The 22432-nt window shown below is 64.7% G+C and carries 12 protein-coding genes; 4 read left to right on the top strand and 8 right to left on the bottom strand.

Annotated elements, in window-relative coordinates; all coding sequences use genetic code 11:
* Positions 1 to 171 precede the first annotated feature (171 nt).
* From ACNFH5_RS08650 to ACNFH5_RS08675, 6 genes are all read right to left on the bottom strand, one after another.
* Positions 172 to 1134, bottom strand: a complete 963-nt coding sequence (locus ACNFH5_RS08650; RefSeq protein WP_416745208.1) for a sulfonate ABC transporter substrate-binding protein — start codon at positions 1132 to 1134, stop codon at positions 172 to 174.
* A 135-nt stretch (positions 1135 to 1269) separates the two neighbouring features.
* Positions 1270 to 1863: an NADPH-dependent FMN reductase gene (ssuE, locus tag ACNFH5_RS08655; RefSeq protein WP_416745209.1), complete on the bottom strand. Its 594-nt coding sequence runs from the start codon at positions 1861 to 1863 to the stop codon at positions 1270 to 1272.
* A gap of 223 nt (positions 1864 to 2086) precedes the next feature.
* The gene (locus tag ACNFH5_RS08660; RefSeq protein ID WP_416745210.1) at positions 2087 to 2839 is read right to left on the bottom strand and encodes an ABC transporter ATP-binding protein; all 753 of its coding nucleotides are present in this window, start codon (positions 2837 to 2839) and stop codon (positions 2087 to 2089) included.
* Positions 2836 to 3660: an ABC transporter permease gene (locus tag ACNFH5_RS08665; protein WP_416745644.1), complete on the bottom strand. Its 825-nt coding sequence runs from the start codon at positions 3658 to 3660 to the stop codon at positions 2836 to 2838. The genes ACNFH5_RS08660 and ACNFH5_RS08665 overlap by 4 nt, the downstream gene beginning before the upstream one ends.
* 18 nt (positions 3661 to 3678) lie before the next feature.
* The gene (locus ACNFH5_RS08670) at positions 3679 to 4695 is read right to left on the bottom strand and encodes an aliphatic sulfonate ABC transporter substrate-binding protein (RefSeq protein WP_416745211.1); all 1017 of its coding nucleotides are present in this window, start codon (positions 4693 to 4695) and stop codon (positions 3679 to 3681) included.
* A 285-nt stretch (positions 4696 to 4980) separates the two neighbouring features.
* Positions 4981 to 5619, bottom strand: coding sequence for a peroxiredoxin (locus ACNFH5_RS08675; protein WP_184589427.1), 639 nt, complete (start codon positions 5617 to 5619; stop codon positions 4981 to 4983).
* Positions 5620 to 5912: 293 nt separating this feature from the next.
* Between ACNFH5_RS08675 and ACNFH5_RS08680 the strand changes: the two genes are divergently transcribed.
* Positions 5913 to 6122, top strand: a complete 210-nt coding sequence (locus ACNFH5_RS08680; RefSeq protein WP_416745212.1) for a DUF6316 family protein — start codon at positions 5913 to 5915, stop codon at positions 6120 to 6122.
* Between the two features lie 256 nt (positions 6123 to 6378).
* Here the strand turns inward: ACNFH5_RS08680 and ACNFH5_RS08685 are convergent, their stop codons facing one another.
* Positions 6379 to 7563 carry a thiolase family protein gene (locus tag ACNFH5_RS08685; RefSeq protein ID WP_416745213.1) on the bottom strand — a complete coding sequence of 395 codons (1185 nt, stop codon included), beginning with the start codon at positions 7561 to 7563 and terminating at the stop codon, positions 6379 to 6381.
* 178 nt (positions 7564 to 7741) lie between these two features.
* Positions 7742 to 16882 (bottom strand): retention module-containing protein, encoded by a 9141-nt coding sequence (locus ACNFH5_RS08690; protein ID WP_416745214.1) that lies wholly within the window; start codon positions 16880 to 16882, stop codon positions 7742 to 7744.
* Positions 16883 to 17432: 550 nt separating this feature from the next.
* Between ACNFH5_RS08690 and ACNFH5_RS08695 the strand changes: the two genes are divergently transcribed.
* The 3 genes from ACNFH5_RS08695 (at position 17433) to ACNFH5_RS08705 (ending at position 22421) form a co-directional block, all read left to right on the top strand.
* Positions 17433 to 18722, top strand: coding sequence for a TolC family outer membrane protein (locus tag ACNFH5_RS08695; RefSeq protein ID WP_416745215.1), 1290 nt, complete (start codon positions 17433 to 17435; stop codon positions 18720 to 18722).
* 178 nt (positions 18723 to 18900) lie between these two features.
* The gene (locus ACNFH5_RS08700) at positions 18901 to 21063 is read left to right on the top strand and encodes a type I secretion system permease/ATPase (RefSeq protein WP_416745646.1); all 2163 of its coding nucleotides are present in this window, start codon (positions 18901 to 18903) and stop codon (positions 21061 to 21063) included.
* A gap of 5 nt (positions 21064 to 21068) precedes the next feature.
* Positions 21069 to 22421: an HlyD family type I secretion periplasmic adaptor subunit gene (locus tag ACNFH5_RS08705; protein ID WP_416745216.1), complete on the top strand. Its 1353-nt coding sequence runs from the start codon at positions 21069 to 21071 to the stop codon at positions 22419 to 22421.
* Positions 22422 to 22432: the final 11 nt, after the last annotated feature.

The following is a 22432-nucleotide window of genomic DNA, read 5'->3' on the forward strand; positions in this document are numbered from 1 at the left end:
CAGTAACTCCAGATAAGCGCGCCGGCGTGGCGTAGCCGCGCGATGATGGGTTGGGTGTACGTGTTGCTGCTGTTCTTGGTAGGAGCGAGCTTGCTCGCGAACAGATTCCCCGGCAGTTCGGGAGCTGGGCCGGTTCGCGAGCAAGCTCGCTCCTACAAAAAGGCGGATCAGTTACTGGGCGGCGACCTTGGCCGGAGCCGTCCACACCACGTCCTTGATGCTCAGCTTCTTGGGGATGAGCTTCAGGTCGGTGAAGGTGTCGGCGATCTTCTGCTGCGCGGCGGTGACCTGCGGGGTGATCGGCTGGGCGCCGTAGCCCTGGCGTTTCACCGCGGTGAAGGTGATGTCCGCCGGCAGGCCGAGCAGCGGTGCAACCTGGTCGGTCACCTGCTGCGGGTTCTGCTGCGACCACTCGCCCACCGAGCGCACTTCGTCGATCAGGGTGGTGATCACCTGCGGGTGGTTGTTCGCGTAGGGCCGGGTCGCCAGGTAGAACTGGTGGTTATCCACAAGGCCGGTGCCGTCCACCAGGGTGCGGGCGGAGAGCTGCTTCTCGGCGGCGGCCTGGTACGGGTCCCAGATCACCCAGGCATCCACGCTGCCGCGTTCGAAGGCGGCGCGGGCGTCGGCCGGCGGCAGGTACACGGGCTGGATATCGCTGTACTTCAGGCCGGCTTTTTCCAGAGCGCGCACCAGCAGGTAGTGCACGTTGGAGCCTTTGTTCAGGGCGACCTTCTTGCCCTTGAGCTCGGCGACGGATTTGATCGGCGAATCCTTGGGCAGCAGGATTGCTTCGCTGGTCGGCGCTGGCGGTTCGTGGGCGACGTACACCAGATCGGCGCCAGCGGCCTGGGCGAACACCGGCGGGGTTTCGCCGGTCACGCCGAAGTCGATGCTGCCGACGTTCAGGCCTTCGAGCAGCTGCGGGCCGCCGGGGAATTCGGTCCATTGCACCTTGACGCCTTGCTCGGCCAGGCGCTTCTCCAGCGTGCCACGGGCCTTGAGCAGCACCAAGGTGCCGTACTTCTGATAACCGATACGCAGGGTGCCGGGCTGTTCGTCCGCCTGCGCGTTGTAGGACAGGGCCGCGATCAGCAGGGCCGCCAGTCCACTACGCAAAGTGAGAGTCCGCATGGGAGTGATCCTTCGTCGAGTGTGATTGCCGGACCTGCGGTCCCGTTGACGGGACGGTGAGGGCCTTTTCTTGTGGGTGACGCAGTCGCCGCCTGCCGGGTTGGGGCTTGGCGCTCTCCTGCGTGGAGTTGTCTGTCAGATGCTCCAGCGGGCGTTGATCAGCCGTTCGTTGAGCAGGTTGGGGTCGATGGGTTTCGGTCGGCGCGCGAGGGCGCCGTGGAACTGTTCCAGGGATTCCAGCAGTCGGTGTTCGAGGGTCGACTCCAGGCGCGCCGGGGTATTGCCCTCGGGGTATTGCACCTGGCTCTCCTCGGCGAACACGCCGTGCAGGGTTTCCTGGGCCTTCAACGCAGCGAGGACCGGCTTGAGCGCGTAGTCCACCGCCAGCATGTGGGCGTTGCTGCCGCCGGTGGCCAGGGGCAGCACCACCTTGTGCGCCAGCGCCCGCTCCGGCAGCAGGTCGAGGATGACCTTCAGCGCTCCGGCGATGGACGCCTTGTACACCGGTGTGGAAATCACCAGGCCGTCGGCGCGCAGGATCTGCTCGATCAGCTCGACCACCCGCGGGCTGTCGAAGCGTGCATGCAGCAGGTCTTCCGCGGGAAAGTCGTGCACGGAGTAGGAGCGCACCTCGGCGCCGTGGGCGTGCAGCCAGTTCCGTGCGACGTCCAGGAGGACGCCGGAGCGGGAACGCTGGCTGGGGCTGCCGGCAAGGGTGACTACATACATCTGCACGTTTCCTTATAACGATCAGGACGATACAAATGCCGTCCTGCTAACCAATGTGCATAGACCTTAACAGGCAACCTCATATTCCAATAAATGTTATTTTTTCATTTGGTTATTCGATTTTAATTTATATGTAGAAGCGAGCTTGCTCGCGAACGCTTTCCGGGCAGCTCCGGCATCAAGCGGTTCGCGAGCAAGCTCGCTCCTACAGAACAGTGATGAGTCAGATGACGTGGGACTGGTGCAGCTCGGTCAGCGCTTCGCCGCGCAGGAAGGCCAGTTCCACGGCGCGACGGTCGCGCGGGCGCGGCAGCGGCACGGGGAATTCGCGGCGCAGGCGGCTGGGCGTACCGCCCAGCAGCAGTACGCGATCGCTGAGGTAGAAGGCCTCGTCGAGGTCATGGGTGACCAGCAGGATGCTGATGTCGTACTCCAGCGCCAGTTGCTGGATCAGGTCCTGCAGGCGGATGCGGGTGAAGGCGTCCACCGCACTGAAGGGTTCGTCCAGCAGCAGCACCTGGGGCCGCCCGTAGAGGCCACGGGCGATGGCCGCGCGCTGGGCCATACCACCGGAGAGCTGCTTGGGCAGCAGGTCGCCCTTGCCCTCCAGCCCCACGTCGCGCAGCAGGTGCTCAATGCGGTGGTCGTCTGCCAGCCAGCCATCGGCAAAGCCAATGTTCTGCGCGACGGTGAGCCAGGGCAGCAGGCGCGGCTCCTGGAACACCACGCCGACGCCACCGCCGCCACGGCCGGTATCGCCGTCCGGGCCGAAGCCCAGCAGCGGATTGCGCTCCAGCGAGCCGGCGAACTCGTCGTCCAGCCCGGCGGCGATGCGCAGCAAGGTACTTTTTCCACAACCGCTGGGGCCCAGCAGGCTGACCACTTCGCCCGGCGCCAGGTTCAGGCTGACGTCGTCCAGTACGCGCACGCCGGAGAAGCTCTTGCGGATTTCACGCAGTTCCAGCAGGGCGCTCATTGACTCTCTCCATTGCCCAGGAAGGTATCGCGCCAGGCCAGCGCGCGCTGCTCCAGCGCCTTGAGCAGGCCGTCGCTGAGCTTGCCCAGCACCGCCAGTACCAGGATGGCGGCGATGACGATATCCGGCCGCGAGGTTTCCCGGCCGTCGCTGAGCAGATAGCCCAGGCCGCGAGTGGCGGCGATCAGTTCGGCGGCGACGAGGAACATCCAGCTCAGGCTCAATGCGCCGCGCAGGCCGGTGAACAGGCTCGGCAGTGCCGCCGGCAGGAGGATGCGCCGCACCAGGGCGAAGGGTGACAGGTGATACAAGCGGCCCAGCTCCACCCATTTGCGATCGACGTTGCGCACGCCAGCCACCAGGGAGAGATAGACGGGGAAGAATGCGCCGAGGGCGATCAGCACGATTTTCGGCGTCTCATCGATGCCCAGCCAGAGCAGCAGAAGCGGCACCCAGGCGAGGCTGGGAATCGCCCGCAGCGCCTGGAAGGTCGGTTCCAGATAGGCCTCGGCACGCTGGCTGAGTCCCACCCAGGTGCCGATCAGTACGGCGGCGGCCGCACCGATGAAGAATCCGGCGGCGACCCGCGCGAGGCTCGCCGCAACATGTTTCCAGAGCTCGCCCTGGGCCAATTGCCAGAGGGTCAGCGCAACACTGCTGGGTGCCGGCATCTGGTGCTCGGCGAGCCAGCCGACACGCACTGACAGCTCCAGAGCGCCGCACAGCAGCAGCGGCACCAGCCAGGCGCGCCAGCTCAGTCGCGGCCAGCGCAGTTTCAATGCGCGACGCTGGCGGGCCAGGCGCAGGCTCTGGGTCGGCAGGCTCTGGGGTGGCATGGATTACTGCTCCGCCTTGGCGACGGCGCCAGCCTTGCCGATCACTTCGCCGGCCAGTTGCGGAGCGATCAGTTGATCGACCACGGCGGTGACGTCAGTCCCCGGACGAACCAATTGTTCATCCACCAGGATCGGCGCGGCCGCCTTCAACGCAGCGACCTGTTCGGCGCCAGGCAGCGGCTTGCTGAAATCGGTTCGGGAGAGTTGCAGCTTGGCCACTTCCAGCGGCAGCTTGGCTTCCTCGGCCAGCAGTTTCGCGGTCTCTTCCGGATGCGCCACGGCCCACTGACGCGCCTCTTCATAGGCAGCGATGACCTGCTTGATCAGCTCCGGCTGCTGCTTCTCGAACTTCTCGGTGACGCTGAGCACGCCGTAGCTGTTGAAATCGACGTTGCGGTACAGCAGGTGCGAACCAGCCTGCAGCTCGCTGGCGGCCATGTGCGGGTCAAGGCCGGCCCAGGCATCCACCCTGCCCTGCTCCAGCGCGGCGCGGCCGTCCGGATGCTGCAGGTGGACGATTTCCACGTCGTTCTTGTCCAGACCGGCCTGCTGCAGGCTGCGCAACAGGAACAGGTACGGATCGGTGCCCTTGGTGGCGGCGATCTTCTTGCCCTTGAGGTCAGCGACAGACTTGAGCGGCGAATCCTTGGGCACCACCAGTGCAGTCCACTCCGGGCGGCTGGCGATATAGACGGTCTTCAGCGGGCTGCCATTGGCGCGGCTGAGCACGGCGGCCAATCCCGCCGTGGAGGCGAAGTCGGTACTGCCGGCGTTGAGGTATTCCAGCGAACGGTTGCTGCCCTGGCTGAACACCCAGCGCACTTCGGTGCCCTGTGGCTTGAGGGATTTCTCCAGCCAGCCGAAGTGCTTGAGCACCAGGCTGGTGGGCGCGTAGTAGGCGTAGTCCAGGCGCACCTCTTTCGGGGCGTCGGCGGCTTGGGCGGGGCTGTTGTAGGCGCCGATCGGCAGGCTCGCGAGAAGAGCGACGGCCAGGCTGCGGCGCCAGGTGGAATGACCCATGGTCGTTCTCCTTGGCGTGGGCTTGCGTCTTCTTCCCGTCTGGCGGGCAAGTCAGATCATTGAGGTGGAGCGAATAAAAAAGCGCGGCGTGGTCCGCGCATGAAGGATAAAAAATGGGCCGGCGGACCGGCCCGATTTACCGCTCGAGGTTGAAACTTCTGCCCCGAAGCGTGCGAGCTAGAGCCAGGCAAGGCGCCAGCGGCAGTGAGAGCGGAGTGTGCTACAGCACATGAGCATCTCGCTGTCGCTGGCAACGCAGCCTGGCCGACGCGCAGCCGCTTCGGGTCACTTGTTCGGTTGCGGGGTCAGGCGCAGGTAGGGCTTGATCGCACGGTAGCCCTTGGGGAAACGCTGCTTGATCTCTTCCTCGTCCTTGAGCGAGGGCACGATCACCACGTCGTCGCCATCCTGCCAGTTACCGGGGGTGGCGACCTTGTGGTTATCGGTGAGCTGCAGCGAGTCGATGACGCGCAGAATTTCGTTGAAGTTGCGCCCGGTGCTCGCCGGGTAGGTGATGGTCAGGCGCACCTTCTTGTTCGGATCGATGACGAAGAGCGAACGCACGGTGAGCGTGTCGTTGGCGTTCGGGTGGATCAGGTCATACAGCTCGGACACCTTGCGGTCGGCGTCGGCAATGATCGGGAAGTTGACCACGGTGTTCTGGGTCTCGTTGATGTCGTCGATCCACTTCACGTGGGAGTCCACCGGGTCGACGGACAGGGCGATCACCTTCACGCCTTTGGCGGCGAACTGGTCCTTGAGCTTGGCGGTCAGGCCCAGCTCGGTGGTGCACACCGGGGTGAAGTCGGCCGGGTGGGAGAACAGAACGCCCCAGCTGTTGCCCAGCCATTCATGGAAACGGATGCGGCCTTCGCTGGATTCCTGTTCGAAGTCGGGGGCGATGTCGCCAAGTCGCAAGCTCATGGGTCTCTCCTTGTTCGTGTTGGTAACCACTATGCACAAGGTCTTTCCGCATTAAAAAGAATATATTTTGATTTTCTTATAACCAAAATAATCAATCTTTCCTCGACCCTGCGCGGCGGCGACCGCCGCTGGACACTGAGCATAGACAAGGGAACGTGACGGCCGGGCGGCCGAGTGTTTCACCGCTGAGACGATTGCCTGCCGTTCGTCGCCATTCCTTCGCAGCCCAGGCACGGCGGGGGTTTGCGGCATACACTCGATTCAATTAATCCTTTTGTATGGGAGGTCAGCGTATGTTGGGGCAACGTGTCGGCGACAATCAGGCGGCCACCCATTACCGCAGCGATCGGATCAGTGCGGTCAATGGCCAGTACTTTTTCTCTACCCGCGAGGGGACGCTCGAAGGCCCCTACTTCACCCGCTTCGATGCCGAGCGCGAGGTGATGCTGTACATCACCCGCATGCAGCAGGCATCCAACCTGTTTGCCCGCGTCGGACGCTGAGCCCCACGGGGTGATACGCAGAAACCCCGGCCTGCTGGCCGGGGTTTTGTTTTTCTGTCTCCAGGACCTCGCGATTGCGGCGCGGTGAACTCACCTCCGCCATCGGTAGCAAGCTCGCTCCTGCAAAGAGCCGGGTGGCGGGCAACCGCAATGAAAAAGCCCCTGGCGTTTCCGCCAGGGGCTTTCCCAGGCACCGGCCGCTTGCGTGGAGCGACCAGCGCGACTCGGGTGAGGGTTGCGCCCTCGCCCGCCGTGCTCAGCGAACGGCTTCGAACAGGCCAGTCGCGCCCATGCCGCCGCCCACACACATGGTGACGATGCCGTAGCGCAGGTTGCGCCGCTGCAGTTCGCGCACCAGGTGGCCGACCTGGCGCGAGCCGGTCATGCCGAAGGGGTGGCCGATGGAGATGGAGCCGCCGTTGACGTTGTACTTCTCGTTGTCGATGCCCAGACGGTCACGGGCGTACAGGCACTGGGAAGCGAAGGCTTCGTTGAGCTCCCAGAGGTCGATATCGGCGACCTGCAGGCCCTTGGCCTTGAGCAGCTTGGGTACCGAGAACACCGGGCCGATGCCCATCTCGTCCGGCTCGCAGCCGGCGACGGTGAAGCCGCGGAAGAAGGCCTTGGGCTTGAGACCCAGCTCCAGAGCCTTGTCCAGGCTCATGATCAGGGTCATCGAGGCGCCGTCGGAGAGCTGCGAGGCGTTGCCGGCGGTGACCGAACCGTCTTCGGCGAACACCGGCTTGAGGGAGTTGAGGCCTTCAAGGGTGGTTTCCGGGCGGTTGCAGTCGTCGCGGTCGACCACGCCGTCGAGGACTTTCTTCTCGCCGGTGGCCTTGTCTTCCACCAGGTACTTCACGCTCATCGGCACGATTTCATCGTCGAACAGACCTTCGGCCTGGGCGCGCGCGGTGCGCTGCTGGCTCTGCAGGGAATACAGGTCCTGCTGCTCGCGGGTGACGTTGTAGCGGCGGGCGACGATCTCGGCGGTCTGGCCCATGGGGTAGTAGATGCCGGGGAACTCGTCCTTCAGACGCGGGTTCACGAAATTGTCGAGGTTCTGCTTGCCCATGGTCAGGGTGATGGACTCAACGCCGCCGGCCACCAGGATGTCGCTGCAGCCCGAAGCCACCTGGTTGGCAGCGATGGCGATGGCCTGCAGGCCCGAGGAGCAGTAGCGGTTCAGGGTCATACCGGCAACGTGGGTGCCCAGGCGCGACAGCACCGCTGCGTTACGGCCGATATTGTGGCCCTGGGCGCCTTCGTTGGAGCCGGCACCGACCACGCAGTCGTCCACCAGCAGCGGATCGAGGTTGTTGCGCGCCAGCAGCGCGTCGATGCAATGGGCGACCATGTCGTCCGGACGGGTCATGTTGAATTTGCCACGGAAGGACTTGGCCAGGCCGGTACGGACGCTGTCGACGATCACCACTTCGCGCATGGGAAACCTCGTTGCTTGTTGTTGGACTGAGGGAAGGTGTGGTCCGAGCATAAGCGGCGCTGAGGACGCACCGCGACGATCATTCACCAGCCGTATAGCCGTGCCCCCATCCTCGTTGTGCGCAGGGAAAACGAAACCGCCGCCCAGAGGCGGCGGTTTCGACTGGTTTCACACAGGGTCAGACAGTGTCGGTCTTGATCGCGTGGTCCCCCAGCAGGCCGTTGAGCACGGTCTGGGTATCCCCCGCCGAGAGCACGCCATTGCCGGCATGGCCTGCGTACTTGGCGGCGAGGTCGACGTTGGCCAGGTCGACGGTCTGGGTAACGGCGCCACCGCTGGTGGGGCTGGCGCCGATGGTGGTAGTACCGGCGTTGACCGAGAAGGTCAGGTAGTGCGCCAGCGACGAGGCCGTGGCGGCTTCCCCTTGTAGCAGGTCGGCGAAGTTCAGCACGTCGTGCTCGGCGATGTTGAAGTCCTTGATCACATCGTGGCCGGTATCGCCGGACTTCCAGATGAACTCATCCGCACCGGTGCCGCCGTACATGATGTCGTCGCCGGGCCCGCCGATCAGCTTGTCGTTGCCGCCCTGGCCAAACATCAGGTCATTGCCGGCGCCGCCTTCGAGGATGTCGTCGCCACCACGGGTGTCACCGGCGACGTTGAGCTGATCCGCGTGCTGGATGATGTAGTTGCTGATCGTGGCCGCCGTCGGCGCGGTGCCGTTGGTGGCGGTCAGATAATCCACCAGCGCCTGGAAGCCCTGGCCGTTGTGCGTGCCGGCAGCATGCCCGGCCCAGGCCAGTTGGTCGGTGTTGATGACATCACCGAACATGATGTCGTTGCCCGCGCCGCCGACCAGGTGGTCGTTGCCCACGGTCACCGGTGTGCTGGTGCTGAAGCCTTCCTGCAGCGCCGCCTGCAACTGCTCGGCGGTATTGATGATCTGCGGCTGGCCGACGGTATTGGTGATGGTCTGGTTGTCGACTGTCACCGACCCGGTCCCGGTGGTATCGGTGTTGTCGAAGAACTTCAGGTAGTTGCTGTTGATGCCGTTGCCGATTCCGATGGCATTGACGTCCACCGCGTTGGCTCCGCTGAGCGCGCCCACGCCATGCAGCATGTCATTCCCGGAGGTCAGCGCGACGTTGATGTCGTTGTAGTTGGTGGTGTCCCCGCTGCCGTTGTAGCCGTTCCACACGGTGGGGTTGCCGTCGGTGAGGAAGAACGCCAGGTTGACGTAGCCGTGGGCCGCATCGGCGTGGTTGGTGCTGACCTGGGTGTTGAACCAGGTCGAAGCCTTCTGCATGGCATCGTCGTAGTTGGTCGCTCCCCCCGCGCTGAGCGCGTTGATCGCCGCGATCAGCAGCGTCACGTTGGCCGCGGTGAGCCCGTTGTAGCTGACGCTCTTGGCATTGTCGGCGAAGGACACCAGGTTGACGTTGATGACCCCGTCATGCCCCTTGATGGTGTTCACCAGGTTGATTAGCGCGTTCTTCGCCAGGGTCATGCGATCCTGGCCCACGGTGCCCGACCCGTCGGCCATGCTGCCGGATGTATCGACGATCAGCGAGATGTTGTAGTTCTTGCCCGGCTGGGTATAGACCGACACGCCGCCTGGGTCGCCGATCAGCACGTCGCTGCCGGCGCCGCCGCTGATGGTACCGGCCTTGTCCGCATCCTGCGGGTTGGGCAGGGTGTGCTGGGTGCTGGAGCCATCAATGTCGCTGCTGTTGCTGCCGACAACCAGCAGCGGCTGAGGAGCGCTCAGGTCCACGCACAGGTTCAGCCCGGTGCTGTCGCCATCGCCGTCGGTAATGCCGACGTGGAAGTTGAGGTCGATATTCTCCGGCAGGACTGACTGTCCGGCGGAGACGGTGACCAGGCGGTAGTCGCCGCTGTTGCTGCTCAACACCACGGAGTTGAAGCCGCCTTCCTGGAGCTGGAAGGCCGAGCCCGTGGTGAAGTGGCCATCGGTGAGCAAGTTGAAGGACACCGAGCTGTTCTCGCCATAGCCTGCCGGCGGCGAGAAGGTCCCGGTCGCCAGCACTACCCCGCCGTCACCGAGCACCTTCCAGCTCAGCACATCGCTGGTGGAGAGTTTCTGCACGTCGAAGCTGACGTCGTAGATCTTCTCGCTGAAGGCGATGTTGAGGTTCTCACCGGGGGTGATGAGGTTGTTGCCGCCCACGCCCATGCCATTGTCGGAGGGGTTCACGTTGCCGTTGGGGCTGGTGAAGACCACCGAAAGACCATCCGAGGACAGGGTGACGGAAGGCCGTGGGCCACCGGCGGAAACCTGTGTCAGGTCGTATTCCACCTGGGTGATCGGCCGCGAGTTGAGTACCTCGAAACTGTAGGTACCGTCGGCATTGACCTTGAGGGCGAAGAAGGCCTCGTTGTTGCCGTCATAGGCGATCAGTTGCGACCCGCCACCGGCCAATTGGGTAACCACGTAGGTCAGGCCGTCCGGCGCGGTGTTGCCGCTGAGGTCGAAGGCGCCGCGGCCATCACCGCCGAAGCTCACGTCGAGCGTGCCATTGAGCACGAAGCCGGGGACCTCGGAAACGTCCTGGCACGGTGGTTCGCTGTGTACCACCGGCAGGTCGTCCTGCACGTTGATCACCAGCGAGCCCGAGCCCAGGCTGACCGGGTCGCCATCGCCGTCGGTGGCCTTGATCACGCCGCCGAGGTTGAGCGCCAGCTGCTCCGCATCACTGCCGTTGTGCAGCGGATGATCCAGCGGGCCGACGAGTTTGAACTCATAGTTGCCCGCTGCATCCACCGACAGGGTGAAGATGGTCTTGGCGCCGGCCATGGCGGTCAGCAGGTTGCCAACCACACTGTAGGCCAGTGCCACGCCACCAGAGGTCAGGTGCTGCGAGGTCAGCGAGGAGTAGTCGCCGGTCAGCGAGAAGGCGCCGGGGCCGTCCGCACCGAAGTTCACCAGGCTGGCAAGCGAACCCTTGGCTGTCGTGGTGTCGCTGGCGCCATCGGGGTTGCCACCGGGCAGCGCATCCTCCATGACCTGGCCAGTGACGTTGCCACCGGCCACGAGCGCGGGACCGTCGTCCTTGAACACCAGTTTGTCGCCCAGGTCGATGCTGGCGGACTTGTGGTCGCCGTCGCCGTCGGTGATGGTCGCCACCAGGGAGATCTTGTCGCCCAGCGGGCTGACCGGGTCATTGGGGTTGGTGGCGTCAGCGTGCTTGATTGCCAGTTGCTGGTCGAGCTTGAGCTCGCCGGTGGCGCTGTTGAGGGTCAGGCTGAAGGCGACCGCGCCGCCGGTATTGCCCACACGGCCCTCGACCACGGTATCGCTGACCTTGACCAGCACGATGTTCTGCCCGCTGGTGGTCTGCAGCCCGCTCAATGTGCCGTCGGTGGCCGCCAGCTTGTAGCTGACGCTGCCGCCGTCGGCGCCGCCGTTGGAGGTGAAGGCGCCGCTGAAGTTGCCGGTGGCGTCGGTGCTCAGCACCGTCTCGTCCACCGTCAGGGTTGGCGCCTTGCTGGCGTCGGCGCTGATGCTCGGGGCATCGTCGTGGAACACCAGTTTGCTGCCCAGGTCGATGGAGGCGCTCTGGCTGTCACCATCCTTGTCAGTGATGGTGCCGGTCAGGGTGATCTTGCCGCTGGCGATGCTCAGGGTTTCATCGTCGCTGCTGCTGTCGGGATGGATGAACGCCAGACGCTGGTCGAGGGTCAGTGCTCCACCATCGGGACGAACCACGAAGGCGATGGCACCGCTGCCTTCGACCTTGCCGACTACGCCGTTGCCATCGTTGAACAGCAGGATGCGCGCGCCGCTGGCAGTTTCGCGCAGGCCGCTGTCGGTACCGTCGACGGTGGTGACCTTGTAGGTGATCGAGCCCGCTCCGTCAGCACCGAAGTCGGTGGTGAACAGGTTGGCCACCAGGGGCGCTTCCACCCGTGCATCACTGGCGAAGTTGGACTCGTCAACTTCCAGGCGGATATCGGCGTCGGTGCACGGCTCGATGTGCGGGCCGTCGTCGAGGAAGGTCAGCTTGCTGCCCAGGTCCACACTGGCCGACTCGTGGTCGCCATCGCCATCGGTGATGGTCGCGGTGAGGGTGATCTTGTCGGTGCCGATGCCCAGCGGGTCATTGGCATCAGTGGTCACCGGGTGCACCAGCGCGCGTTGCTGGTCGAGAGTGATCGCGCCATTGTGCTGGGTCACGCTGAAGGCCACCAGGTTGGTGCCCTCCACTTTGCCCACCACGCCATCGGCGGTGTTGTAGAGGAAGATCCTACCGCCGGTCGCGGTGTCCTTCAGACCGCTGTCGGTGCCATCGGTGGTGGTGATCTTGTAGGTGATGCCGCCAGCGCCGTCATTGCCGAAGCGGCTGGTGAACAGCGCTGCCACATCGCCGGCCGAAGCCTGGGCGTCGACACCCAGCTTGGTTTCGTCGACGGTGAGCTGGATATCGGCGGTGGTGCACGGCTCGATGTGCGGGCCGTCATCGTAGAACACCATCTTGCTGCCGAGGTCGACATGGGCAGAAGCCTTGTCGCCGTCCCCATCGGTGATGGTGGCGGTGAGGGTGATCTTGCCGCTATCCAGGCGCAGCGGATCGTCGGAGTCGCTGGTGTCGGGATGCTTGAGCGTCAGGCGCTGGTCAAGAATGAGCGCGCCGCTGTCCTCGCTGACCACGAAGGCAACCGCACCACTGCCCTGCACACGGCCTTCCACGGTGCCATTCACGTTGTACAGCAGGATGGCGTCACCCTGGGTCGTCTTCAGCCCACTGTCGGTGCCATCCACCGTGCTGACCTTGTAGGTGATGCTACCCGCGCCATCCGCGCCGAAGTGCGACTCGAACAGCAGCGATACCAGGCTGGATTCGACACGGGCGTTGTTGTCCAGGTTGGACTCGTCCACCTCCAGGCTGATGTCGTAGATGCTGGACGGAGCAATGCTCGGGCCGTCGTCGAGGAAGGTCAGCTTGCTGCCCAGGTCGATCTGGGCGCTGGCGCTGTCGCCGTCCTTGTCGGTGATGGTGGCAGTCAGCGTGACCTGGCCGCTCAGGCTCAGGGAATCATCGGGGTTGCTGGTGTCCGAATGCACCAGGGCACGCAGTTGCTCCAGGGTGACCTTGCCGTCGCCATCGACGTAGATGCGGAAGGCAACGGTGTCGGTTCCCTGCAGGCGGCCTTCGATGCCGCTGGCGGTGTTGTAGAGGAAGACCTTCTCACCGCTCTGGGTATCCTTCAGCCCGGAGTCGGTGTTGTCGGCTCCGGCCAGCTTGTAGGTGATCGCCCCTGCGCCATCCGCACCGAAATGCGTGGTGAACAGGTCGGCCACCGAGACGCTGCTGGTGTCCGGCACGCCGAGGTGGGTTTCGTCCACGGTCAGCTTGATATCCGCGTCGTCGCACGGGGTGATGCTCGGGCCGTCATCGAGGAAGTTCAGCTTGCCGCTCAGGTCGATGTGGGCCTGGGCGCTGTCGCCGTCCTTGTCGGTGATGGTGGCCGTGAGGGTCACGCTGTCCGGGGCGAGACTGACGCCTTCATTGGCGTGGGTGGTATCCGGATGCACGACGGCGCGCACCTGGTCGAGGGTGATCTTGCCGTCCTGGCCCAGGGTCACACGGAACGCCACATCACCGTTCACCCCGCCCACCCGGCCTTCCACACCGGTCGCGGTATTGAACAGGAATATCTGGCTGCCGGTGGCGGTGTCCTTCAGGCCGCTGTCGGTGTTGTCCTGGGTCTCGACCTTGTAGGTGATCCCGCCCTCGCCATCGGCGCCGAAGTGCGCGGTGAACAGGTCGGCAACACTGACCGTGCTGGTGTCATCCATGTTGAGGTGGGTTTCATCCACCGTCAGCTTGATGTCCACGTCCTCGCACGGAGCGATGCTCGGGCCATCGTCAAGGAAGCTCAGCTTGCTGCCCAGATCGATGTGCGCCTGGGCGCTGTCGCCGTCCTTGTCGGTGATGGTCGCGGTCAGGGTGAGGGTGTTCGGGTCGAGGCTGACGCCCTCGTTATTGCTGCTCGGATCGGGGTGCACGAAGGCACGCACCTGGTCGAGGGTGATCTTGCCGTCCTGGCCCAGGGTCACGCGGAATGCCACGTCACCATTCACTCCGCCCACGCGGCCTTCTACACCGCTCGCGGTATTGAACAGGAAGATCTGGCTGCCGGTGGCGGTATCCTTCAGGCCGCTATCGGTGTTGTCCTGGGTCTCGATCTTGTAGGTGATCTGCCCCGGGCCGTCGGCGCCGAAGTGGGTGGTGAACAGGTCCGAGACACTGGCCGTGCTGGTGGCATCCAGGTTCAGGTGGCTTTCATCCACCGTCAGCTGGATGTCGTGCTCGCTGCTGGGCGCAATGCTCGGGCCATCGTCGAGGAAGCTCAGCTTGCCGCCCAGGTCGATCTGCGCGGTAGCGCTGTCGCCGTCCTTGTCAGTGATGGTGGCGCTGAGGGTGATCTTGCCCGCCAGGTTCAACGAGTCATTGGGATCACTGGGATCGGCATGCGCCAGAGCGCGCAGCTGCTCCAGGGTGACCTTGCCATCCTGGCCGATGGTCACGCGGAAGGCGGTTTCGCCGCTGATTTCCAGACGCCCTTCGACGCCATTGGCGGTGTTGAAGAGGAACACCCGCTGACCGCTGGAGGTGTCGGTCAGGCCGCTGTCGGTGTTGTTCGCGGCTTCGAGCTTGTAGCTGATCGAGCCCTCGCCGTCAGCGCCGAACTGGCCGTTGAACAGGTCGGCCACTGAGCCGGTGCTGGTCGCCGGCTGGCCGAGGGTGGTTTCGTCCACGCTCAGGTGCAGGTCGCCGCCTTCGATGGGCGCGATGCGCGGGCCGTCATCGAGGAAGGTGAGCTTGCTGCCCAGGTCCAGACCGGCGCTCTGGTGGTCGCCGTCGGCGTCGGTCACGGTGGCGGTCAGACTGATCTTGCCTTCGCCCAGGCTGAGCGGATCATTGGCATTGGTGTCGTCCGGGTGCACCAGCGCACGGACCTGGTCGAGGGTGATCTTGCCGTCCTGGCCGAGGGTCACGCGGAACGCGACCTCACCGTTCACGCCACCCACGCGGCCTTCCACACCGGTGGCGGTGTTGAACAGGAAGATCGAGTTGCCGGTGGCGGTGTCCTTCAGACCACTATCGGTGTTGTCCTGGGTTTCGATCTTGTATCTGATCGAACCTTCCCCGTCAGCGCCGAACTGCGCATTGAACAGATCGGCCACCGAGCCGGTGCTGGTGGCGTTCTGGCCGAGGTCGGACTCGTCCACAGTCAGGTGCAGGCCCTCGCTGCTGCCGACGGAAATGCTCGGACCGTCGTCGAGGAAAGTGAGCTTGCTGCCCAGGTCGAGACCGGCGCTCTGATGGTCGCCGTCAGCGTCGGTCACGGTGGCGGTCAGGCTGATCTTGCCTTCGGCCAGGCTCAGCGGATCGTTGGCATCGGTGTTGTCCGGGTGCACCAGCGCGCGGACCTGGTCGAGGGTGATCTTGCCGTCCTGGCCCAGGCTCACGCGGAACGCGACTTCGCCGTTCACGCCGCCCACGCGGCCTTCCACGCCATTGGCGGTGTTGAACAGGAAGATCGAGTTGCCGGTGGCGGTGTCCTTCAGGCCGCTGTCGGTGTTGTCCTGGGTCTGAATCCTGTAGCTGATCGAGCCGGCGCCGTCAGCGCCGAACTGAGCGTTGAACAGGTCGCCGGCAGACACGCTGCTGGTGGCGTCCTGGCTGAGGTTGGACTCGTCCACCGTCAGTTGCAGGCCTTCGGTGTTGCCCACGGCAATGCTCGGGCCGTCGTCGGTGAAGCTGACGCGGCCGCCCAGGTCGATGGAGCTGCTGGAAGAGACGCTGTCGCCATCGCGGTCGGTTACCGTGAGGTTGCCCTGCAGCTGCACCAGGCCGGAATCGAGCACGGCGTTCTGGCTCGCGTAGTTGCCCTCGCTGCCTGGCAGCGCGTGGTCGACCGCACTGAACTGGGTCAGGGTGACAACGCCGGTGCTGCCGTTCACCGACAGGCTGAAGATGGTGTTCTCGCCGGTGATGCCGGCGGCGCTGGCGGAAGTGGAAGCGACGATGGCGCCGCCCACGCTGTACAGGTAGATAGTCGCCCCGCCACTGGTCAGGCCCGAGTCAGCGCCGTTGCCGCCGACCAGGTTCAGGCTGTAGCTCAGCTGGGTGCTGCCAGCGCCGTCGCCACCATAGTTGGCGGTCACCTGGAAGGCCGAGCTGTAGTCGGCGGTGGACGTGTCGAAGGCCGCGCCCGCGGTGTTGGCGTCATGGGTCTGCAGCAGCACGTCCACACCGTTGTTGGCGGACAGGCTGGCCTGCGGCGCATCGTCGACGATGCCCACGGTCAGGGAGCCGTTGGCCGAAGTGCCATTGCCGTCAGTGATGGTGTAGGGAATATCGAAGTTCAGGCTGTCTTCGGAGCCCTTCAGCGGGTGGTCCACCGGCTGCAGCAGGGTGACTTCGAAGGCTCCAGTATTGATATCGGTGAGGGTCACGGTGAAGACCGGCGTGCCATTGGCGCTACCGGTAAGCACGTGGCCGTCGGGGCTGACGCTGTAGGTGATGGCAACACCGCCAGAGGTCAGGCTGGGCAGCCCCGCAGTTCCCCAGGAGAAACTGCCGACGCCATCGGGGCCGAAGTTGTAGCCCAGGCTGCCGGTGATGGTTGCTCCTTCTCCCGCGCCGTCGGGCAAGCCACCAGGCAGGCCAGCCTCGAACACATTGGCGGTGCCAGGGCCGCTGGGGCCGGCGGTCGGCTGGCCATCCGGCGGAACCACGGGCGGTTCAGCCTCGGGGCGTACATCCGGGGTGCCGTCGAACTCACGCAGGGGCAGCGGCCCGGAGCCGATAGGCCCGGTGGGGAAGCCGATGACGGGGTCGATATGCCCGCCGACCTCGGTCAGCAACACGAAGGAGTGCCCGCCACCGGGTTTGCCGTTGGCGGCGCCAGCGGCGCTCGGGCCAGCGGCGGTGGCTTCGGCGGCCTGGGTCGGGTCCACGCCCGCGGCAATGGCGGCCTGCAGGGCCTTGACGTCAGTGACGTCCTGCTTGGTCGGTGTGGCCGGCTGCTGGGCAACCGCCTGGTCACCCTGATCCGTCTGGTGCGCGGCGGAAAGCATCTGCGAGGTCAGAGGCAGTGAGCTGTCACGCCCCAGGGTGATCTCGCCTCCTCCTGCAACCTTCAGCGCTACCGCGCCATTGGCGCCGGTGACCAGCTGCTCACCGACAAAAACCTTGTCTCCCTGTTCCAAAGGACGACGCGATCCATCGGCGGCTACCGCAAACACTTCGCCGATTACCTTGCTGACGACACCCATCAAAGTAGCCATGAGTCCTTCCTCCGCTGCACATCCCGCGGCCGGTTCCACCGACGCACGATTGACCGAAACAGGCCATGGCACGCTTGTATCGGGATGCTGCGAAGAAAGTTGCGAAGGGGGCAAAAAGGACTGCTAGCGTTTTTGCATCAAAAAGCCAGCGACAATTTTCTGTCATGCTGGCCACGCGTTTTCTTGTCCTTCTGCGGTGGTCCCCGCCCTAACTGCTACAAACCGTACCTGGCTTCTTCTGCAAGCGCCTTATCCGGCCCATACCCAGGAAACACGAGGGCTTGCACGTTCAAACAATGTGCTGCTTTTCACAGGGCTCATAAGATTTTTTCCGAATAACCCTTGTGAAAAATTCTTCTGAGCTTTTCGAAAAGTTGTTCTTAGCTCTGATGTTACAGGCGTGAAACGCTTGATAAGAGAAAAAAGCCAATAAATTGGCGATCAAAGAGCATCGAAGTACAAGAACACCAGGAGCAAAGCCATGCGCAGTCGTAACGCGGCACTATGGAGCGGTGTATTTTTGGCGGTGTCAGGGGCCCATGGGCAGGCAATGACCCTGACTGAAGCTATACAAAGCACGCTGCAGTACCACCCGGAAATCAGTCAGAGCGTCAACAGCCGCCTGACTGCGGATGAAGAACTCAAGTTTGCAAGGGGAGGCTATCTGCCAACCGTCGACCTCGTGGCCGGTTACGGCCGGGAGAACACCGACAGCCCGTCCACGCGAGCGGCGGGTAACCACAACGACGAAACCCTGACCCGTGGTGATGCGGAAATCCGTCTGCGGCAGATGCTGTTCGACGGCTTCGGCACCCCCAACGAAGTCAAGCGCAACGAATCCAACGTCAACTCCAAGGCCTTCCGTATCCTCGGTACTTCGGAAACCGCCGCCCTGCGCACCGTCGAGGTCTACCTCGATGTGCTCAAGCGCCGCGAGATGGTGACGCTGGCCAAGAACAACCTGCAGGCCCACGAGCGCATCGGCGACCAGATCCGCCTGCGCAGTGAGCGCGGCGTCGGCAGCACTGCCGACAATGACCAGGCGATCGCCCGTCTGGCCCTGGCGCAGAACAACCTCTACACCGAGGAAGTGAACCTGGCCGATGCCGAGGCCAGCTTCTATAGCGCGACCGGGCGCATGCCGGACCAGTTGGAGGCGCCCTCCACGGTCAAGGCCGAAGTACCGCCGGACCTGCTCGTCGCCCGGCAGAACATGCTCAGCGACAATCCGCTGCTGAAATCGGCGCAGGCCGACGTCAACGCCGCCGAAGCCCAGTATGAGGCAGCCAAGGCGCCCTTCTACCCGCGCTTCGACGCCGAGCTGGCCAAGGCGGCCAACAACAACGTCGATGGCGACGAAGGCCACTACAACAGCTGGGAAGCCCAGGTAGTGATGCGCTACAACCTGTTCAACGGGATGCGCGACAAGGCCCACCTCAACGCCACCTCGCACCAGATCAACGAGGCTCAGGACATCCGCAACAACGCGCTGCGGCTGCTCAACGAGAACCTCTCGCTGGCCTGGGACGCGATGGAAAACGCCAAGAAGCAGACCCAGCCGGCCCGCGAATACGCCGACTACACCCGCAAGGTGCGTGAGGCGTACCAGCAGCAGTTCACCCTCGGCCAGCGCACCCTGCTCGACCTGCTGGACAGCGAGAACGAACTGTTCACCGCCAACCGTCGCTACACCGAAGTGCGCTACACCGAGGAATACTCGATGTACCGCGTGCTGGGCAGCATGGGTTACCTGCTGAAATCGCAGCATGTGGTGGCGCCGCACGAAGCCGTGGCGCTGTCGGATGTGAAGAACGAGGCACGCCTGCCTGACCTGAAATAAGAAAGTCGCTCGCCTCCGTCATTCAGCCCCGCGCCGCCCGGTGTCGGGGCGACGGCCGTGAAGCGATACGACAGGGCACGGAAAACCCGACGACCGGCGTGGCCCGGCGAGCACCTGCAAGTGTTCGCCGGATGCCGCCGGCGCGGGTCGGCCCGGCCCGGGAGGAAGTAGCGTGACCATGATCATCCAGGAGCGCGGCGCACCCGCGCCGGGCGATCCGCGCCTGAGCCATGACGACCCCCTGCTCGACGGACTGCTGATCCTCTGCCGACTGCACGGCTGCGCGGTGAGCCGCAACAGCCTCGCCGCCGGTTTGCCGTTGCCCAACCAGCGCCTGTCTGCCGCGCTGCTGCCGCGCGCCGCCGCCCGTGCCGGGCTCCAAGGGCGACTGCTACGCCGCGATCTGAAGAGCATCTCCAACCTCAACCTGCCGGTCCTGCTGCTGCTCAACGACGGCCGCAGCGCCGTGCTGCGCCAGTGGCGCGACGATGGCCAGGCGCTGATCCTGCCCTGCGAGACCGAAGGCGGCGAACAGGCCGTCAGCGCCGATGAACTGGCCGCCCAGTACAGCGGCCAGGCTCTCTTCGCGCGCCCGCGCCACGAACTGGAAGCCGCGCGCAAACCCCTGGTGCCGCGCGTTGAAGCCTGGTTCCGCGACACCCTGCGGCTGTCGCGCTGGCTCTACACCGATGCCCTGGTGGCCAGCCTGCTGATCAACCTGCTGGGCATGCTGGTGCCGCTGTTCGTCATGCAGACCTACGACCGCGTGGTGCCCAACCAGGCGCTGTCGACCCTCTGGGTGCTCGCCGCCGGCCTGCTGATCGGTACGTTGTTCGAGCTGCTGCTGCGGGTACTGCGCTCCAACCTGCTGGACATGGCCGGCAAGAAGACTGACGTGGTGCTCTCCGCCACCCTGTTCGAACGCATCACCGGCATGTCGCTCAAGGCCAAGCCGGAGACCGTCGGCGGCTTCGCCCAGAGCATCCACGACTTCCAGGGCCTGCGCGAATTCCTCACCGCGCTGACCCTGACCAGTCTGATCGACCTGCCCTTCTCGCTCCTGATGATCCTGGTCATCGGCCTGCTCGGCGGCTGGCTGGTGGCCGTGCCGCTGCTGGCTTTCCCCATCACCATCGTGTTCGCCCTGATCATCCAGAGCCGCCTGCGCGACACCGTGCAAAAGAGCCTGACCCTGGGCGCCGAGCGTCAGGCCCTGTTGATCGAGACCCTCGGCGGCCTGGAAACCCTCAAGGCCTGCGGCGCCGAAAGCGAGCGCCAGTATCGCTGGGAGTCCACCCATGGCGCCCTGGCGCGGCTGGACAACCATGCGCGCTTCCTCTCCGCCCTGGCCACCAACGGCACGCTGTTCCTCCAGCAGTTCGCCGGCCTGGCGATGATCTGCGCCGGGGTCTACAGCATCCTCGACGGCAACCTCAGCGTCGGCGCGCTGGTCGCCAGCTACATGCTCAACAGCCGCGTACTCGCCCCGCTGGGACAGATCGCCGGGTTGATTACCCGTTACCAGCAGGCGCGCCTGACCATGAAAAGCACCGACGCGCTGATGGAACTGCCGCAGGAGCGCCAGGCCCGGCAACGCCCGCTGGAGCGCACCCAGCTGCACGGCGCGCTGGAGGTTCGCCAGCTGAGCTTCAGCTACCCGGAGCAGACCACCCCAGCACTGAACCACGTCAGCCTGCGTATGGCTCCCGGCGAGAAGATCGGCATCATCGGCAAGAGCGGTTCGGGCAAGAGCACCTTCGGCCGCCTGCTGATGGGCTTCTATCACCCGGACGAAGGGCAGATCCTGCTCGACGGCCTCGACCTGCGCCAACTCGACGTCTCCGACCTGCGCCAGCAGATCGGCTACGTGGCCCATGACCTGCCGCTGCTGGCCGGTAGCCTGCGCGACAACCTGACCCTCGGCGCGCGCTACGTCAGCGATGCGCGGATGCTCGAAGTGGCCGAGCTGACCGGCGTCAGCGAACTGGCCCGGCAACACCCGGCCGGCTTCGACCGCCCGGTGGGCGAGCGCGGCCAGCTGCTCTCCGGCGGCCAGCGCCAGGCCGTGCTGATGGCCCGCGCACTGTTGCTCGATCCGCCGATCCTGCTGCTCGACGAACCCACCAGCGCGATGGACAACAGCAGCGAGGAAATCCTCCGCAAGCGCCTGCACGAGGCCTGCCGCGACAAGACCCTGCTGCTGGTCACCCACCGCACCTCGATGCTCAGCCTGGTCGACCGCCTGCTGGTGCTCGACAGCGGCCGCATCGTCGCCGACGGCCCGAAAGAAGCGGTCATCGAAGCATTGCGCAAGGGCCACGTCGGCCCGGCAGCGGGGTAATGGCCATGCATTTTTCTCAATCGATCCGCGGTTACCTGGGCGGCAACGGCGCCCGCGACACCGAATTCATGCCCGAGGTCCAGGGCACCCTGCTGGAAGACTCGCCAAACGCCACCCGTATCACCCTCTGGGCGGCGCTCGGCCTGCTGGTGGCGGCCATCACCTGGGCCTACTTCGCCGACATCGAAGAAGTGACCAAGGGCGAAGGCAAGGCCATCCCCTCCTCCAAGGTGCAGACCATCCAGAACCTGGAGGGCGGCATCGTTTCGGAAATCTTCGTCCGCGAGGGCCAGGTGGTGAACAAGGGGCAGCCGCTGCTGCGCCTGGACGACACCCGCTTCTCCTCCAACAAGGGCGAGACCGAGGCCGACCGCAACTCCCTGGAAGCCCGCGTCGAACGTTTGAGCGCGGAAGCCGAAGGGCGCGAGCCGGTGTTCACCGACGACCTGAAGAAAGCCGCGCCGCAGGTGGTGGAAGACCAGTTGGCGCTCTACCAGACCCGTATGCAGCGGCAGAACAGCGAACTGAGCATTCTTCAGGAACAACTGCGGCAGAAAGGCCAGGAGCTGCAGGAATTCCGCGCCAAGACCCAGCAGTACCGTTCGAGCCTCGGGCTGGTGCAGCAGGAGATCAACATGTCCGAGCCGCTGGTGAAGGCCGGTGCGGTGTCCCCGGTGGAACTGCTACGCCTGCGCCGCAGCGCGGTGGAAATCAGCGGCGACCTGAATGCCACCAACCTCGCCATCCCCCGCGCCGAAGCGGCGGTGAACGAGATCCAGCGCAAGGTCGAGGAATCGAAACTGGGCTTTCGCAGTGACGCGCTGAAGGAGCTCAACGACGTCCGTACCGACCTCAACAAGCTCACCGCCACCAGCCGCGCCATCGACGACAAGGTCAATCGCACACTGGTAGTCGCGCCCCTGCGCGGCATCGTCAAGCAGCTCAAGGTCAACACCATCGGCGGCGTGGTGCAGCCAGGCAACGACATGGTGGAAATCGTCCCGCTGGAGGACAACCTGCTGGTGGAAGCGCGGGTGCGCCCACAGGACATCGCCTTCCTCCACCCCGGCCAACCGGCCACGGTGAAGTTCACCGCCTACGACTACACCATCTACGGCGGGCTCAAGGCCAAGCTGGAAGTGATCAGCGCCGACACCATCACCGATGACAAGGGCAACAGCTTCTACATGATCCAGGTGCGCACCGACAAGAACCACCTGGGCACAGACGCCAAGCCCCTGCTGATCATCCCCGGCATGGTGGCGACGGTGGACATCATCACCGGCGAGAAGAGCGTGCTGGATTACATCTTGAAGCCGGTGCTCAAGGCGCGTTGGGAAGCCTTGCGGGAGCGCTGAGCCGAGCATTC

It is taken from the genome of Pseudomonas sp. NY15435 (assembly GCF_048068295.1).
Lineage (GTDB): Bacteria > Pseudomonadota > Gammaproteobacteria > Pseudomonadales > Pseudomonadaceae > Pseudomonas.